General features: G+C 64.6%; 17 protein-coding genes. 5 read left to right on the top strand and 12 right to left on the bottom strand.

All coding sequences use genetic code 11. The features are described 5' to 3' along the window. Positions 1 to 213 precede the first annotated feature (213 nt). From FJ980_RS24575 to FJ980_RS24545, 7 genes are all read right to left on the bottom strand, one after another. The gene (locus FJ980_RS24575) at positions 214 to 705 is read right to left on the bottom strand and encodes a F0F1 ATP synthase subunit B (RefSeq protein WP_140546306.1); all 492 of its coding nucleotides are present in this window, start codon (positions 703 to 705) and stop codon (positions 214 to 216) included. An 11-nt stretch (positions 706 to 716) separates the two neighbouring features. After that, positions 717 to 1,298: a F0F1 ATP synthase subunit B gene (locus FJ980_RS24570; protein WP_140546305.1), complete on the bottom strand. Its 582-nt coding sequence runs from the start codon at positions 1,296 to 1,298 to the stop codon at positions 717 to 719. Between the two features lie 60 nt (positions 1,299 to 1,358). Further along, positions 1,359 to 1,583, bottom strand: a complete 225-nt coding sequence (locus FJ980_RS24565; protein ID WP_027164582.1) for a F0F1 ATP synthase subunit C — start codon at positions 1,581 to 1,583, stop codon at positions 1,359 to 1,361. A gap of 75 nt (positions 1,584 to 1,658) precedes the next feature. Next, entirely contained in the window at positions 1,659 to 2,417 is a 759-nt protein-coding gene (locus tag FJ980_RS24560; protein WP_095768723.1) for a F0F1 ATP synthase subunit A, read from the bottom strand. Positions 2,418 to 2,482: 65 nt separating this feature from the next. Then, positions 2,483 to 2,875, bottom strand: a complete 393-nt coding sequence (locus FJ980_RS24555) for an AtpZ/AtpI family protein (protein ID WP_140546304.1) — start codon at positions 2,873 to 2,875, stop codon at positions 2,483 to 2,485. 390 nt (positions 2,876 to 3,265) lie between these two features. Next, positions 3,266 to 4,447, bottom strand: coding sequence for a cell wall hydrolase (locus tag FJ980_RS24550; protein WP_140546303.1), 1,182 nt, complete (start codon positions 4,445 to 4,447; stop codon positions 3,266 to 3,268). Between the two features lie 169 nt (positions 4,448 to 4,616). After that, a complete protein-coding gene (locus FJ980_RS24545; RefSeq protein ID WP_140546302.1) occupies positions 4,617 to 5,885 on the bottom strand; it encodes an MFS transporter in 1,269 nt (422 codons plus the stop codon). Between the two features lie 115 nt (positions 5,886 to 6,000). Here FJ980_RS24545 and FJ980_RS24540 point away from each other — a divergent pair, with 115 nt between their 5' ends. Continuing rightward, positions 6,001 to 6,921 (top strand): LysR substrate-binding domain-containing protein, encoded by a 921-nt coding sequence (locus tag FJ980_RS24540; protein WP_140546301.1) that lies wholly within the window; start codon positions 6,001 to 6,003, stop codon positions 6,919 to 6,921. Between the two features lie 268 nt (positions 6,922 to 7,189). Here the strand turns inward: FJ980_RS24540 and der are convergent, their stop codons facing one another. Both der and FJ980_RS24530 read right to left on the bottom strand, forming a co-directional pair. Beyond that, complete coding sequence (der, locus tag FJ980_RS24535; protein ID WP_140546300.1) at positions 7,190 to 8,620, bottom strand: ribosome biogenesis GTPase Der; 1,431 nt, start codon at positions 8,618 to 8,620, stop codon at positions 7,190 to 7,192. A 6-nt stretch (positions 8,621 to 8,626) separates the two neighbouring features. After that, positions 8,627 to 9,292: a tetratricopeptide repeat protein gene (locus FJ980_RS24530; protein ID WP_140546299.1), complete on the bottom strand. Its 666-nt coding sequence runs from the start codon at positions 9,290 to 9,292 to the stop codon at positions 8,627 to 8,629. Between the two features lie 202 nt (positions 9,293 to 9,494). Between FJ980_RS24530 and FJ980_RS24525 the strand changes: the two genes are divergently transcribed. After that, a complete protein-coding gene (locus tag FJ980_RS24525) occupies positions 9,495 to 10,499 on the top strand; it encodes a polysaccharide deacetylase family protein (RefSeq protein ID WP_140546298.1) in 1,005 nt (334 codons plus the stop codon). A 16-nt stretch (positions 10,500 to 10,515) separates the two neighbouring features. Here FJ980_RS24525 and sbmA read toward each other — a convergent pair whose 3' ends face one another. From sbmA to FJ980_RS24510, 3 genes are all read right to left on the bottom strand, one after another. Next, positions 10,516 to 11,793 carry a peptide antibiotic transporter SbmA gene (gene sbmA, locus FJ980_RS24520; protein ID WP_140546297.1) on the bottom strand — a complete coding sequence of 426 codons (1,278 nt, stop codon included), beginning with the start codon at positions 11,791 to 11,793 and terminating at the stop codon, positions 10,516 to 10,518. A 122-nt stretch (positions 11,794 to 11,915) separates the two neighbouring features. After that, positions 11,916 to 13,073, bottom strand: coding sequence for a YbfB/YjiJ family MFS transporter (locus FJ980_RS24515; protein WP_246676538.1), 1,158 nt, complete (start codon positions 13,071 to 13,073; stop codon positions 11,916 to 11,918). Positions 13,074 to 13,296: 223 nt separating this feature from the next. Next, positions 13,297 to 13,497: a hypothetical protein gene (locus FJ980_RS24510; RefSeq protein WP_140546296.1), complete on the bottom strand. Its 201-nt coding sequence runs from the start codon at positions 13,495 to 13,497 to the stop codon at positions 13,297 to 13,299. 97 nt (positions 13,498 to 13,594) lie between these two features. Here FJ980_RS24510 and FJ980_RS24505 point away from each other — a divergent pair, with 97 nt between their 5' ends. The 3 genes from FJ980_RS24505 (at position 13,595) to FJ980_RS24495 (ending at position 16,338) form a co-directional block, all read left to right on the top strand. Beyond that, positions 13,595 to 14,509 carry a LysR substrate-binding domain-containing protein gene (locus FJ980_RS24505; RefSeq protein WP_140546295.1) on the top strand — a complete coding sequence of 305 codons (915 nt, stop codon included), beginning with the start codon at positions 13,595 to 13,597 and terminating at the stop codon, positions 14,507 to 14,509. Positions 14,510 to 14,635: 126 nt separating this feature from the next. Continuing rightward, complete coding sequence (locus tag FJ980_RS24500) at positions 14,636 to 15,892, top strand: aminopeptidase (RefSeq protein ID WP_140546294.1); 1,257 nt, start codon at positions 14,636 to 14,638, stop codon at positions 15,890 to 15,892. 95 nt (positions 15,893 to 15,987) lie between these two features. After that, on the top strand, positions 15,988 to 16,338 hold the full coding sequence (locus FJ980_RS24495; RefSeq protein ID WP_140546293.1) for a DUF488 domain-containing protein: 351 nt from the start codon (positions 15,988 to 15,990) through the stop codon (positions 16,336 to 16,338). Positions 16,339 to 16,395: the final 57 nt, after the last annotated feature.

Here is a 16,395-nt window from a genome sequence, read left to right as displayed (position 1 = left end):
CCGAGACGGAGTGGGGGTCGACCAGCGCTACATAAGACAATGCATGCGCCAAGCTGCCATGCACGCTATCGCCAAAGACCAGCTGCTCGGAAATGTGTGCATAGCGTAGCCCCTTATCGGGGAGATTGGCAGCTTCGGCGTCCCGCTTCCCCTATCAAACAAAAAAGCCGCCGGGTTGCCCAGGCGGCTTTCTCATTCGTAACTGCGATCAGCTCAGTTCAGCTTGGCCTTGACATCATCCAGCGCCGACTTGAACAGATCCGCGCCGGCCTTGACGTCGACCTTGGCCGCAAGCAGCGCGCGGGCGGCTTCGACGGCGATGTCGACGGCGGTGGCGCGCACTTCGCTGACCGCCTCGCGCTCGGCCTGGCTGATCTTCTGCTCGGCAAGCGCGGTGCGCCGGGCGACATAGTCCTCGGTCTTCTTGGCCGCCTCGGAGGCAAGCAAGTCAGCCTCGCGTTTGGCGGCAGCGACGATGTCGGCGGCCTCCTTCTCGGCTTCCTTGCGCTTCTGCTGATACTGTCGCAGCAGCTGCTGGGCCTCCTCGCGCAGGCGCCGTGCCTCCTCGAGCTCGCTGCTGATCTTGGCCGCGCGGGCGTCGAGCGACTTGGCAAGCATGCCCGGCACCCTCAGATAGATGACGGCGCCGAGGAAGATGATCAGGGCGATGGTGGCCCAGAGCGTGGCGAGTGATGTGGCGTCCATGATCCCGCTCCTCACCGGCTCGCGGATTTGACCGCGGCCGCGATCTCGGCCTTGTCGGTCTTGCCGCCGACAAGCGCCTCGACGATGGCCGAGGTCGTGTCCTCGGCGATGGTGCCGACTTCCTTCATCGCCTTGGCCTTGATCGAGGCGATGCTCGCCTCGGCCTCGCCAAGCTTCTTCTCAAGCTCGGCCTCGAGCTTCTTGCGCGTGCCCTCGGCTTGCGCCTTGGCGGCGTCGTTCGCCTGCTGGCCGATCTTGTTGGCGTTTACCTTGGCTTCCGCCAGTTCCTGCTCATAGGCAGCAACCGCGGCGTCCGCCTCGCCCTTCAGCCTTGCGGCATGATCGAGGTCCTGGGTGATGCGGTCGTTGCGGACATCGATGATGCCGCCAAGACGCGGCATCACAACGCGCTTCAGGAACAGATAGAAGAGCCCGAAGGTGATGACCAGCCACAGGATCTGCGACGGGAAGGTCTTGGCATCGAACGGCGGGAACGCTTCATGCTCCGCGGCAGGCACGGCAGTGCCGGCATGCGTATCGCCCTCGGCCGCGGCCGGCGCTGCTTCTTGCGCATAGGCAGATGTCACGAACATCTCATTCCCCTGTCCCTAGAACGGACCGCACCATGCGGCCCCTTTCGTCAGCTCCGGCTCTTACTTGAAGACCAGGAGCAGAGCGATCAGGAGCGAGAAGATGCCCAGAGCTTCGGTCACGGCGAAGCCGAAGATCAGGCGGCCGAACTGGCCGTCGGCAGCCGACGGGTTGCGGAGCGCACCCGAGAGGTAGCTGCCGAAGATGTTGCCGAGGCCGATGCCCGCGCCGCCCATGCCGATGCAGGCGATACCAGCGCCGATAGCAGCTGCTGCAGTTGCGTCCATTTCAAAACTCCTGTGGTTTCTCTGTTCGTTGCAGTTGGTACGTTGGGTAAGCTGGCGCCGGGGCGCCGGTGAAAATCAGTGGCTCGGGTGCAGCGCGTCGTTCAGATACATGCAGGTCAGCACCGCGAACACATAGGCCTGGAGGAAAGCCACCAGCAGCTCTAGCGCGGAGAGCGCGACCGCCATGGCAAGCGGCAGCACCGAGCCGGCGATACCGACGGCGCCAAACGCGCTCAGGCTGACGACGAAGCCCGAGAACACTTTCAGCGTGATGTGGCCGGCGAGCATGTTGGCGAAAAGACGAACCGAGAGGCTGACGGGCCGCGAGACGAAGGAGATGATTTCGATCGCCACCACCAGCGGCAGAAGATAGCCCGGCACGCCATGCGGCACGAACAGCTTGAGAAAGCCGAAGCCGTGCTTGGCGAAGCCGTAGACGAGGACCGTGCCGATGACCAGGATCGCCAGCGTGAAGGTGACGATGATGTGGCTGGTGACGGTGAAGAAATAAGGGAACAGGCCGATCAGATTGGCGACCAGCACGAACATGAACAGCGAGAACACCAGCGGGAAGAACTGCATGCCCTGCTTGCCCGCGGCATCGCGCAGCATGTTGCCGACGAATTCGTAGGCCATTTCGGACACCGACTGCAGGCGACCCGGAATCAAGGCCCGGCTGGCGGTGCTCATATAGAGGAAGGCGGACGCCAGGACGATCGTCACGACCATGAACAAAGAGGAGTTGGTGAAAGACACGTCGTAGCCGCCGATATGCAGCGGGATGATCGGATGGATCTGGAACTGGTGGATCGGATCGACCTTGTCAGCAGCCACTTTAAATCCCCGTCAAAGCCACAATCGGCTTTTTAATTCACTTTAGCGCCCTGCGGCGCCTCACTTCATTCTCTCGGCTCGCGCGGCTTGCCGCCCTGGCCGAATTCCGATGCCAGTCCCGCCGAACGCAGGACATTGAGTATGCCTGCGGCAAAGCCCAGCAACAGGCCGACGATCAGACCCCAGGGCGCTATTCCCGCCACACGGTCGATGATCCAGCCCAAGCCGACACCGACCACCACTCCGGCGATGAACTCGCTGGACAGCTTCAGCGCCTGACCGTAACCGGTCGCAGCTTTCGCTTCGTCTTTCCCCTCGGACCGGTCCGTGCGCCTCGTCGCAAGCGATGCTTCGAGATCGCGCCGGCGGCGCTCAAGTTCGTCGTCGCGGATGGTGGCTTCTGGCTGCCTGCCGCGGCCGGTTTCTCCGGTTCCGTCTGGCCCGGTTTTGTCGGCCATCGCAACCCCCCTGCCCGGGCAGACGATTGCCGTCCGTCCGCTTCTAAAGTCGCCGGCAACATAGTTAGAGGGTCCGCCCCCGTCAAGCCACGGGCCGAACTTCCGAGCGATGTATTTTTAACAGTTAAATCAATAGTTTATCGAGGTGCGACATCGTGCCCCTCACGCCCGCGTGAGGTGACGGCGCGAATCCGCGCGACAAGGCGCGTCCGCCGAGGCATTGCCGGGCGTCGGAGGAAGGATAGCCGGGGCGGTATTTAAGCGGCTCAGCTTGAGCCGCCTAAAGCGCGTCGCGATCCTTCAGATTCGCTCCATGCGCTTCAAGTTTTGATTTCGCGCATGTCTTTTCCCGAGACCGCTTACCACTCTCGGGAGACATGCCTTAACGGCTCAGCTCCAGCCGCCGCCATAGGTGCGGTAGAAGATATGCAGGCCGATCCTGGTCATCTTGTGCATGGCCCGCGCCCAGCCCGGATGGACGTAATTGGCGTAGTAATGCGTCGATGAGCCGACCTCGGGAATGAATATCTTGCCGGCGGTCACCGCCATGGCAACCTCCTGGGCGGTCTTGTAGGAGGCCAGGTCGGTGATTGTCTTCTTCCTGCCGTCGCAGGCAAAGGAGAACTGGCAGCGGTTGAACCAGTTGTCGTTCTGATAGACGACGCCGCAGATCGTCTTCGGATAGGTCGGGTTGCGGACGCGGTTGAGGATCACCTGCGCAACCGCCGCCTGGCCGCGGACAGGCTCGCTGCGCGCCTCGAAATAGATGCCCTTGGCAAGGCAGGCCTGCTCGGGCTTGGAAAAGACACTCGCCGGCAGGGGGGTCTGCAGCCAGGCATGATCGCCCTTGCCCATCGGCGGAATGAAGCGGCCATCGTTCGGATCGTCCTGCAGCAGCGCCTCGAAGGGCGAAGCGTTGGCGTAGTCGGGCGCGGACTGGGCATAGGCCGTGGCAAGAATGTCCGGCTTGTCGTTGTTGACGAGAGCGACAAGTGCCGCCGGCAGCGCCGGATCCGGCCTCTTGTCCTCGCGAAGATGGAAGGCCTGGGCGATCTGGACTTCCTTGCCCTTGATGCCGGGCTTGGCGAAGGTCAGCTTCAGGCCGCTGTCCATCGCGGGACGCAGCAACGAGGAGGTGCGCTCGAAAATCGAGCCGGCGCTGAAATTCTTGGGCGGCGCGACCGGCGAGACCTTGACGATACGTCCCTTCTTGTCGGCGCGCATGATGCGGTCCTCATCGGGCGTCGCGCCCACGGCGCTGCCCTTGCCGCGGAAGGCGACGGTGCCCACCCCCGGCAAATTCACGCCGGAACCGGAGAGCGAGCCGGTGGTGACGGAATCGACAAACGGCATTTCGGCGGCATGCACCGAGCCGGCGGCGGATTTCTCGATATAGGCGTTCCAGCGGGTGTCGGACGATTCCAGGCCGGAGATCAGGCTTGCCATATCCTGATAGGCGACGGCCGACGGGAAGCCGATCCAAATACCGAGCCCGAGTACCAAAGGAGGAAGAAAGGAACGTTTTTTCGCAACGGCGGCGGCGGCAAGCCGCAATGAAACGCGTCGATGCACGGAACTCTCCAGAACGCTACTGACCCCGGAGAGTCAAAATGAAGCATTAACCTTGATGCGTGGTTAACGACATCGATCGTGTTCTTTTCATGTTTGAGGAAAGCCGGCTTGCCGTTTCTGCGGCAAGCCGGGGAAGAATCTGGCCTGGGTGAACAAGGCGTGGGATCAATCAGGCGGGGCGCAGGAAGATCGGCCAGGCGAGCGCCGCGCAGATCGCGGCCGCGAGCCACACGCCCGGCCATGCGAAGACCACCAGCAGCCACGGAATGGCGATCGGCACCAGGCAGAAGCCGATGAACACAAAACTATTGGCCAGGCTGAGCGCGGTGCCGACATGGCCGGCCCCGGCAAGCGTGGCAAGCTCGGTATAGGCGACGCCGTGCCAGGCGGAGACGGATATGCCGGCAACGACGACCATCAGCGGAAGCAACGGCAGCAGCGACGGCGCGCCGGCAGCGCCGATCACCAGCAGCCACAGCGCCAGGAAGGCAAATGCGCTCAGCGCGCTGCAGCGTTTCAGGAACGGGCGACGGCTGCCGTGGCGGTCGGTGAAGCGCCCGCTCCAGACACGCATCGCCATGGCGCCGGCCTGCACCGCGGCGAGGCTGGCGCTGGTCACAAAGGTGCCCATGCCGGCGAAGTCATGCAGGAAGACCGAGGCGAAGGTCAGCACCGCAACCTGCGGGAAGCAGAGCAGGCCGATGGCGGCCGAGATGCGCCATACCTCGACGTTGCGCAACGGCGCCGGGCCGCTGGCGGTAGTGGCGGCGTGAGCGCCGCTTTCCACTGGCGGCTCGTGCAGCCAGCGCCAGGCAAACCAGGCCGAGAGCGCGGAGACGACCGCAAGCAGGCTGAAGACCGCCGTGAAGCCCAAACTCAACGCCAACGACGGCAGGACAAGCGCGCCCAGCCCGCCGCCGAGCGGCACCGCCGTCTGCCTGATGCTCATGGCGAAGCCGCGCTCGCCCTCGCCGAACCAGCCCATGATGGCGCGGCCGCTGGAACCGTTGACGCTGCCGCCGAGCAGGCCGACGACGAGCAGGCTTGCCGACAGCAGCGCGACGCCGGGTACCGCCATTTTTGTCGGCACGACGAGCATCGCCATGATGAAGAGCCATGCCGCCGTCGCGCCGAGCCCGGTCAGGAGCACGCGGCGGTCGCCCCAGCGGTCGGTGAGCAGTCCCCAGGGCAGCTCGCTCAGCGCCACGCCGAGACCGAGTAGACCCAATGCCAAGCCCAGCGAGGCATTGTCGAGGTGGTAGCCCTGGCGCATCGCCACCGCGGTTGCCGGAATGCCGGAGAAGGTGGCGGAGAAGCCGGCATTGGCGGCGACCCCGATGCCCAACACCTTCCAGCGATGGTTGGGGCCGAAGGCACGGCGGGCGGCAATGTCTCCCGCGGGCGGCTGGCAGACGTTTCGTGTGACGATGGCGGACATTGCTTCATTCCCGTGACGGCCGGCTGACGGCTTGACGGACAGGATGTAGCGCCATAGCTTTATCCATAAAATCAGGAAGTTTTTTATCAATACTCCTGAAAATCAGGACGATCCGATGCGCCGTGTCACTTTCGACCTCGATGTCCTCAGAACCTTCGTCACCGGCATGGAGCTCGGCAGCTTCGCCAAGGCAGCCGAACGGCTTGGCCGCTCGACATCCGCGGTCAGCGCGCAATTGAAGAAGCTGGAAGAGCAGGCGGACACGCCGGTCTTCCGCAAGGCTGGGCGCGGCCTGGCGCTCACCGAAGCCGGCGAGACGATGCTCGGCTATGCGCGGAGGCTGATCGAGCTCAACGACGAAGCGGCCGCCGCCATCCGCGATGTCGAACTGGAGGGCTGGGTGCGGCTCGGCCTGCAGGAGGATTTCGGCGAGGCCGTGCTGCCCGACGTGCTCGGCCGCTTCGCCCGCGCCCATCCCAAGGTCCGCATCGAAGCACGGATCGGCCGCAGCCACGACCTTGCCGAGCGTGTCCTGTCAGGCAATCTCGACATCGCGCTTGCCTGGCATGACGGCACGGCCCTGCCCTATAGCCGCCATGTCGCCGACGTGCCGGCGCGCTGGATCGGCCCGGCCAAGCCGATCGAGGCTGGTCCGCGCAATGGCGAGCCGCTGCCGCTGGTGGTGTTCGAGGCGCCGTGCCTGCTCAGAACCGTGGCGACCGAGACACTCGATCGCGCGGGCATGTCCTGGCGCATGGCCTTCTCGAGTCCTTCCCTCGGCGGCATCTGGGCGGCGGTGGCGGCGGGTCTCGGCCTGACGATCCGCACCGATATCGGCCTGCCTGCCAATGTCAGGGCGATCGCGCCGGGAGTCCTCGGGCTTCCTGCCCTGCCGACGATGGCGCTGCACCTGCATCGGAAGGACGCCGAGCTCGACCCCGTGGCGACGCGGCTGGCGGAGATCCTGCTGCAGGCGGCGCTGGAGACGCTGCCGGAGGGAGCGCGAACGGGTGATGGGTTGCGAGAGGTCGCGTGAGGTCTTGGTCGCCGCCTTTCGACTTCGTCATTCCAGGGCGAAGCAAGGAGCGAAGCGACGCGCGCAGACCCGAGGATCCATTCCGTGACTTAGAAGCGCCGCGAAGGTTCAGAATTCTGCTCCGCTGCATTCCTCGCGCGAGATAGCTCCGCTGCATTCCTCGCGCGAGATAACGGAATGGATTCCAGGGTCTGCGCGCGTCGCTTCGCTCCTTGCTTCGCCCGTGGATGACGAAACGAGAGGCGTTGCCGCCTATCCGCTTAAGCCCTCACCGCTTCTTCGCCCTGCCCGCAAACGGATTGTCCGAGGTGCGCAGCGCCATGCGGATCGGCACGCCGGGCATGTCGAAGGCCTCGCGCAGGCTGTTGGTCAAATAGCGGACGTAGGATTGCGGCATCGCGTCCGGCCGCGAGCACGAGACGACGAAGCCCGGCGGGCGGGTCTTGGCCTGCGTGACGTATTTGATCTTCAGCCGGCGGCCGGCGACGGCGGGCGGCGGGTGATGGGCGAGGATGCCTTCCAGCCAGCGGTTGAGCTTGCCGGTCGAGACGCGGCTGTTCCAGACTTTGTGCGTCTTGATGACGCTTTCCATCAGCCGGTCGAGACCGCGCCCGGTCTCGGCCGACACCGTCACCGCCTGGATGCCGCGCACCTGCGGCAGGAGCCGCTCGGTCTTTTCGCGCAGCTCGGCCAGCAGCTCCTGCGGGTTGTCGATCAGGTCCCATTTGTTGAAGGCGATCACCGGCGCCCTGCCCTCGCGGATGATGAGGTCGGCGATCTGCAGATCCTGCTTCTCGAACGGGATGGTGGCGTCGAGCATGATGATGACGATCTCGGCGAAGCGGATGGCGCGCAGGCCATCCTGCACCGATAGCACTTCCAGCTTTTCATGGATCCTGGATTTGCGGCGCATGCCGGCCGTGTCGAACAGCTTTATCCTGCGGCCACGCCAGTCCCAGTCGACCGAGATCGAATCGCGCGTGATGCCGGCTTCCGGACCGGTCAGCAGCCGCTCCTCGCCGATCAGCGCATTGATCAGCGTCGACTTGCCGGCGTTCGGGCGGCCGACGACGGCGATGCGCAGCGGTTTGGTGTCGTCATAGGACGCTTCAGCATCCGGGTCGGCGATGTCCTCGCCGATCAGAACCTCGCTGGCGGCGATCTCGCCGGCTTCGTCTTCCTCGTCCTCGCCGAAAGCGCGTTCCTGACCGAGCGCTTCAATCACCGCGTCGCGCAGATCCGGCATGCCCTGGCCGTGCTCGGCCGAGATCGGGATCGGCTCGCCGAGGCCGAGTTCCCAGGCTTCCAGCATGCCCCCTTGAGCGCCACGCGCCTCTGCCTTGTTGGCCACAAGCACCACCGGCTTGCCGGATTTGCGCACCACTTCGGCGAAGGTGCGGTCGTCGGGCATCAGGCCGGACTTGGCATCGACCGTGAAGAAGATGAGGTCGGCTTCGCGAATGGCGATCTCGGTCTGCTGGCGCATGCGGCCGGGAAGCGTCGAAGCCGCTGCGTCCTCGAAGCCGGCGGTGTCGATGACATCGAAATGAAGATCGTAGAGTTTTGCCGCATGGACGCGGCGGTCGCGCGTTACACCAGGCGTGTCGTCGACAAGCGCCAGCTTCTTTCCGACCAGCCGATTGAAAAGAGTCGATTTGCCGACGTTAGGCCGGCCGATGATGGCGACTTTGAAGCCCATCCAGGATCACGACACGTTGCCCGACCCGCGGATCAGCTCGGACATCAGCTGCGCGCGCTGGCGCACATTGCGCGGGGCGGCTTCATCCGAAGAGATCTGGTCGAACAGTTTGAGCGCGTCCGCCGACTTGCCGTCCTTCCAGGCGGCAAGGCCGAGCGCCTCGCGCGCCGAATGGCGCAGCGGATTGGTGTCGGCGGTGAGCGCCTCGATGCGGCTGGAGACATCGGCGTAGGAGCCGTGGTCGACGAGCAGGAGCGCCGCCCTCAGCCGCGCGATGTCGCGAATGCCGGCGGGAATGGCGTTGTCGGCGGCGACCTCGTCGAAATCCTTGACCGCGCCGTCGACGTCGCCCTTGTTGGCCTTGACGGTCGCGGCGCGCATGCGGGCGAGCAGCGGATAGGCGCCGTAGCCGTCCTTCTCCAGCTGGTCGAGCGCGGCGATGGCCTCGTCGTTCTTGCCGTCATTGGCGAGCTTGAGGGCGGCCGAGAAGGCGTCGCCCGAGCGGTTGGCGCGGGTTTCGTCCCAATAGCGGTAGCCAACAACAGCGGCGGTGCCGAGCACGATCAGGATGGCGATGCCGAGAATGGCCGGGCCGAAACGGTCCCATAGCTTCTGCGCCTGCTCGCGACGCATCTCTTCGTTGACTTCGCGGATAAAACTGTCGTCCGACATCAATCAAAACCATTGCGGCCCCAGGAGGAGGCGCTTCTTGAGCCCGCGTTTTAGCGAAATTTCGTCGGCATGGAAGGGGGCGGGCCGGAAAATCGGCTGAGAATGCCGGGCGCCCACAGTCCATACCTGAACGCAACCGCGCCACATTTGCGCGATAGCCGGCTTCCGATCGGCCGGAGACGTCCCCGCCAGAAGGTTGTCAATGCTTCGTTCGTACCGCGTTCTTGCGATCAGTCTCGCCTCGCTCGCCTCAGCCAACGGCGCCTTCGCCGATCCGCCGAAATCGCCAACCGTTTCGCCGGCCAAGCAGGTCGTGCTGATCTCGTTCGACGCCGCCCGCGATATCTCGCAATGGCAGCGCAGCCGGGCGCTGGCAAAGCGCACGGGCGCGCATTTCACCTATTTCTTGTCCTGCGTCTTCCTGCTCTCTCCCGAGACGCGGCTGCACTATGCCGGCCCCGGCAAGGCCGCCGGCAAATCGAATGTCGGCTTCGGCGCCTCGAAGCAGGATGTCGCCGACCGGCTGGAGCAGGTCCGGATGGCCGCGGCCGAGGGCCACGACATCGGCAGCCATGCCTGCGGCCATTTCGACGGCAAGGACTGGAGCAAGGCCGACTGGCTGGCCGAATTCGCCTCCGTCCGGCGCATTTTCGAGAACGCCTACGCGATCAACGGCATCCCGGAACCGGCCGGCTGGCGCGATTTCGCCCGCCATACCGCAACCGGTTTTCGCGCGCCCTATCTGTCCACCGATAAGGCGCTTTACGAAGCGCTGCCCGAGGCCGGCTTTGAATACGATGCGAGCGGCGTCTCGAGCGGCCCGGTCGTGCCGCCGACCCTGAATGGCACAACCCGTTTTGCCCTGCCGCTTGTCCCGGAGGGACCGAAGGCGAAGCCGGTCGTCGCCATGGACTACAATCTTTATGTCCGCCACTCGGGCGGCACCGAGAAGCCGGCCATGTCGGACGCATTCACCGAACGCGCCTACCAGGCGTTCCGCGCCGCTTTCGAGGCTCAGTACAACGGCAAGCGCCTGCCGCTGGAGCTCGGCTTCCACTTCACGCTGATGAATAACGGCGCCTATTGGAACGCGCTGGAGCGCTTCGCGGATGAGGTCTGTGTGAAGCCGCAAGTCGAATGCATCAGTTTACGCGACTATGTCGCGCGCCAGCGAGCCGGCCAGACACAGGCGGGTGTGGGCGGCTAACTGGACTGGCCGCGCTCTAGCTTGCCGGTTGATCTTCGGGACGCATGCCAGCTTGCTCGCGTTCTAGATAGTGCTGATCGACAATCGGCAGTTGCTCGCCCTGCAGCGTCGCTTCGAAGGCTCGCAAACGTTTGTGCACCGACTGCAGTTCGACAATCGTCGACCAGGAATTCAGTAGGAATTGAAGCGAATTCGTCACCTTGCCAAACGCGTTCGATATCTGATTCAGGGCGCCGAACGTGATCTTATGCGCGACCAGCGAAGGCCCGAGGATCAGCAGCGAGAAGATGTTGTCGGCCTGCAGGTAGGTGTAACGCACGACGTTGAAATAGATGTAGTGGAAATAGAGCTTGAAATAATTGCGGCGGACATTGGCGAATAATTGTGTCGTCGTCGCCGGCTGCGCCCGATCGGGATGATCCTCGCCGTAGACAAGTTCCTTGCGGTAAGCCGCCTCGACGCGCTGGTTGCGGAACTGGAGGCCGGGCAATTTGAGACCGGCGATCATGACGGAAATCGTTCCGAACAGACACCAGCCCAATGCGGCAACGACCAGCGGCTGGGGGACCGCGCCGATGATCGGCAATTCGGTGATGTGGGCCTGCAGTTGAATCAAGACCGGCAGAAAGGCGATCAGCGTCATGATCGACTGAACGAAGGTCGAGCCGAGATCTTCCATGATCTGCGAGAAGCGCATCGTGTCCTCCTGGATACGCTGCGAGGCGCCCTCGATGTGGCGCAGCCGGCCCCAGTTGGCCATGAAGTAATCATTCATCGCGGTGCGCCAGCGGAAGATCCAGTGGCTGACGATGAAGGCATTGACCACCTGCACATTCATGCCGACCAGCGCCAGCCAGGAGAAATCGGCCAATCCCTTGTAGAATTCCGTGTTGGTCGAGGGAGTCGTTCCCGACATAAGGCCCTGAACGTAGTCGAAGAAAGGACCGTACCAGTTGTTGACCGCAACCGAGACCTGAACATTGAAGTAGATGAAGAACAGGATGACGGCGGTCATCACGATCGACCAGTTCTGCCACGGGTGCGGGGCGTACCAGCTCCAGAAGGCGTAGAAGATCGCCACGCAGGCCACGAAGTACATGTAGAACCACAGAAACGGCTTCGACCACAGCACCGCGATGCCGATGATCGGCGGCGAACCGGCCGCCACGGGCGGCAGGCCGAAGACGGCGCCCAGCTGCTCGCCGCCGAAGAACCAGAACAGGATCGCGGCAAGGCTCCAGACGGCGGCCGAGGTGAAGAAAAGCTTCGGCTGCGGGAAGAAGGATACGAACACTGTGGCGGGTTTCCTCGGTCTGACCGCAAATCAGCGGCGTTGCAGTTCGGCGGGCATAAAGTCACACATTAGGGGGAAAGAAAATGCCCGTGCCCGACGCCCGGCATCGAACAAACCGCAAATCATGGCGATTTTGGCGCAGCCGACCAGGCAATGACGCCAGAGGCGAGCAGCGCCGACGCCGCAATGATCGAGGCGAGCACGTAATTGCCCGAAGCCTGGGCGAGCAGGCCGGCGGCGATCGGGCCGACGATCTGGCCAAGGCCGAAGGCCGCCGTCATCACCGCAAAGATGCGGCGCGGCGCCCGCGGCGCGAGCTGCCTGCCCATCTGCAGGCCCAGCGCCGTGATGGCGATGAAGGTGCCGCCGAGCAGGACGCCGGCGATCAACGGTCCGGCAGCGCCCTTGACGACGACGCTGGCGGTGACGCCGACTACCTCGACCAGGCAGCTTGCGGCATAAGCGGCATGGAGCCCGATGCGGCCGGCGAGCTTCTGCCACGCCCAAGTCGAGGGAAAGCCGGCAATGCCGGCGACCATCCAGACAGTCGCCTCGAAGACGCGCCCGCCGCCGCCCTGGCGGACGATGGCGACCAGGAAAGTGGCCGTCACCACATAGCCGAAGCCGAACAGCCCGTAGGCGACGATCATCCTCACCAGGGATCCGTCCTTCGGCAGCGCCGGCTCGCGCCCGTCGGCGACGTTGGCCGGCGCGGTCGAGCCGGCGAGCAGCATGACGATGAGCAGGCCAAGCGCCGAAAGCGCTCCGGACCAGAGCCAGCCGGCGGCCCAGCCCGCATGTTCGGAGACGAGGATCGCCAGCAGCGCCGAGGACGCGGCAATGCCCAGGCCGACGCCGCCGAAATGCAGCGCCTGCAAATCGCCGCGGCCAGCCTCAGCCAGGTGGCTGAAGACGATCGAGGCCATGAACACCATGACGAAGGCGCTGGCGAGGCCGGCGACGAAGCGGATGACGAGGAAGGCGGCCATGGTCTCGTTGAGCCCCATGAGGGCCGCGAGCACGGCGCTGGCGGCGAGGCCGGCGAACACCAGCATGCGCTCGCGGCCATGCGCCCAGCCACCGGCCGCGGCAAGCGCGCCGATGAGGTAGCCGACATAATTGGCGGAAGCGATCCAACCGGCATCGGCCGGTGTCAGGCCAAGTCCCTCCATCATGCCCGGCAGGATCGGCGTGTAGACAAAGCGGCCGATGCCCATGGAGACGGCAAGCGCGACCATGCCGGCGAGAGCAAGCCGCAAGGGAGATGGCGAGGCGTTCATTGCGGTGCACAGTAATTGCGCGTGCAGGTGAAACAATGCGCTTGCGTTGGGCCAGGTTCACGTCCCCTCACCCAGCCTCCGCTTCGCTCGGCTGACCTCTCCCCGGTGGGGAGAGGAGCCTGTCGCTGCCGGCGCGATCTCTTCTCCCCTTGGCGAGAAGGTGGCCGCGAAGCGGCCGGATGAGGGGGAGCACCGCCGAAAAGGCCAATAATTTAGCGGCAACTTAGCGGCCAGCCGCGCCCATCGTCTCATATTCTGTGCGGCGGGCCGTCAGCCGGAAGGGCATGTCGCCGAGCTCGCGCTCCGACATGGTGTCGAGCACCGGATGCGACAGCGGATCGGTGATCCAGCGCGCGATCTCGCCGTCGTCGCGCGGCCTCGCCTCGGCGCCGGAAAGCCCTTTCAGCAAAGATAAAATCTTCATCGGGCCACCTCATGGCTCAAGGTTGTTGCAGGTAAATTCTGCCATTTCCTGTCGGGTTTCAATTGAGATTTCGGTCCGTTCACTTTAGAAAAACTGGATGGCTATGCTGAACCGCGTCCATCTCAACGGCCTGCGCGCCGTGGAAACCGTCGCCCGGCTGGGATCGCTGGCGGGCGCGGCGGCGGAGCTCAACGTCTCGGTCAGCGCCGTCAGCCAGCAGGTCAAGCGCACGGAAAAGCAGCTGGGCCAGGCGCTGTTCGAACGCACGCCGGGTGGGCTCGTGCCGACCGAATTCGGCGCCGTCTTTACGGCGCGGCTCAGCGCCGGCTTCCGCGAGCTTGCGCAAGCGGTGGCGCTGGCCAACGAGACCAACGAGTGCACGCTGGTTGTCTCGGTGGCGCCGGCCTTCGCCTCGAAATGGCTGTTGCCCAGGCTGTCGCGGCATTTCGCGCGACACCCGAATGTGCTTCTACGCATCGACGCCTCCGCCAGGATCGCCGATCTCGACCGGTCCGATATCGATATCGCCATCCGGCTTGGCGACGGCAAATGGCCGGGCGGGCGCGCCGAGCTTCTGCTTGCCCAGGAAGTGTTTCCGGTCTGCGCGCCCTCGATCGCGGCCAGGCTAAAGTTGATCGACGATCTGGCGCAGACCTGCGCGATCACCGACGAAAAGGCGATGTTCAGTTGGGACGGCTGGTTCGAGACGGCCGGCGTCGAGCCGGTCACCTTCCAGAAAGGGGCGCGTTTCACCGATCCGATGCTTTGCCTGGAATCGGCGATTGCCGGCCATGGCGTGATGCTCGCCTGGCAGTTGCTGACCGCCGACGCGCTGGCCGACGGCCGGCTGGTCGCGCCCTTCGGGATCAGGGCCGAGAGCGGGCTGGGTTACTGGCTGGTGACCTCGGCCACCAAGGGCGAAAGCCGCAAGGTACGCGACTTCAAGGCCTGGATCCGCGAGGAGATCGAGGCGACCATGGCGCAGTTCCGGGCGCTGGACAGCGCCGCTTAACCGCTCCGCATTCTTCAACGACGCGGTCCGTCATGCTTGAAAGCAGGCCCAGTCGATCGCGGTGGAAAGGTCAATCGCAGCGGTCTATGTAAGGACGAGAACCCCAACATAATGGCAGGCAGGATCATGACCACACATTCGCGCGGCGTTTCGGCAAGCATCGACCCGGTGAAGCTCGACAGGCTGGCGGAAGTCGCCATCAAGGTCGGACTGCAGCTGCAGCCCGGACAGGACCTGGTGCTGACCTCCTCGATCGCGGCATTGCCGCTGACCCGCCGCATCGTCGAGCACGCCTATAAGGCCGGCGCCGGGCTGGTGACGCCTATCTTCAACGACGACGAGATCACGCTGGCGCGCTTCCGCTATGGGGCGGACGCCGGCTTCGACCGCGCTGCCGGCTGGCTTTACGAAGGCATGGCGAAGGCGTTCTCCAACAATGCGGCGCGGCTTGCGGTGCGCGGCGAGGATCCGTCGCTGCTGTCGTCGCAAGATCCGGCCAAGGTGGCGCGCGCCAACAAGGCCAACTCGATGGCCTACCAGCCGGCGCTGGAGAAGATCACCGGCTTCGACATCAACTGGAACATCGTCGCCTATCCCGACCTTGCCTGGGCAAAACAGGTCTTTCCGGGTGAGCCGGACGACGTCGCGGTGGTGAAGCTTGCCGACGCCATCTTCTCGGCCTCGCGGGTCGACGTCGAGGACCCGATCGGCAATTGGAAGGCGCATAACGCGGCGCTCGCCGAGCGCACGAAATGGCTGAACGAGCATAATTTCGACGCGCTGCATTTCACCGGACCGGGCACCGACCTGACCGTCGGGCTGGCGGACGGCCATGAGTGGATGGGCGGCGCCTCGACTGCGAAGAACGGCATCACCTGCAACCCGAACATCCCGACCGAGGAGGTCTTTACCACGCCGCATGCGAGGCGCGTCGAGGGCCATGTCTCCTCGACCAAGCCGCTCTCCTACCAAGGGACGCTGATCGACGATATCTCGGTGCGCTTCGAAGGCGGCCGGATCGTCGAGGCCAAGGCCTCGAAGGGCGAGGACGTGCTGCAGAAGGTGCTCGACACTGACGAGGGCGCGCGGCGTCTCGGCGAGGTGGCGCTGGTGCCGCACTCCTCGCCGATCGCGCGGAGTGGGCTGTTGTTCTTCAACACGCTGTTCGACGAGAACGCCGCCTGCCACATCGCGCTCGGGCAGTGCTATTCGAAATGCTTCGTCAACGGCGCGTCGCTCAGCCAGGATGAGATCGCGGAGCGCGGCGGCAACAAGAGCTTCATCCACATCGACTGGATGATCGGGTCCGACAAGATCGACATTGACGGCGTGGCCAAGGATGGCGGCCGCGTGCCGGTGATGCGCAAGGGCGAGTGGGCGTAACGGTACTTTGTTGGCGCAATTCCGAACGGACGGCTCCGGCCAAGTCGCCGAGCCCAACCGCTGTACTTTTCCAGGGCTTGGCAAAGGAGGCGTGAGTGGCCTTCGACATTGCGGTGAAGCGTGTCTATGAGCCGCCGGCGAAAGCCGACGGCCAACGGGTGCTGGTCGACCGCATCTGGCCGCGCGGCGTCAGCAAGAAGGACGCCGAACTGTCGCTATGGCTGAAGGAGATCGCGCCGAGCGACGCGCTGCGCAAATGGTTCGGGCACGAGCCCGAGCGTTGGGCCGAGTTTCAGAAGCGGTATCGGGCCGAGCTCGACGCCAACCAGGAAGCGGTGGTGCAGCTGCGCGGCCTAGTGCGCGAAGGCAAGGCGACGCTGCTTTATGGCGCGCATGACGAGGCGCACAACAATGCGGTGGCGCTGGCGGCGTACCTAAAGGCGTAAACATTGAGATGCTGGCGGGACAGCGCCCCCCTCTGTCCTGCCGGACATCTCCCCCTC

Origin of the sequence: Mesorhizobium sp. B1-1-5, assembly GCF_006443065.1 — a bacterium.
GTDB lineage: Bacteria > Pseudomonadota > Alphaproteobacteria > Rhizobiales > Rhizobiaceae > Mesorhizobium.
Note: the sequence above shows the minus strand (reverse complement) of the source record. Positions and strands in the feature narration are given on the sequence as shown.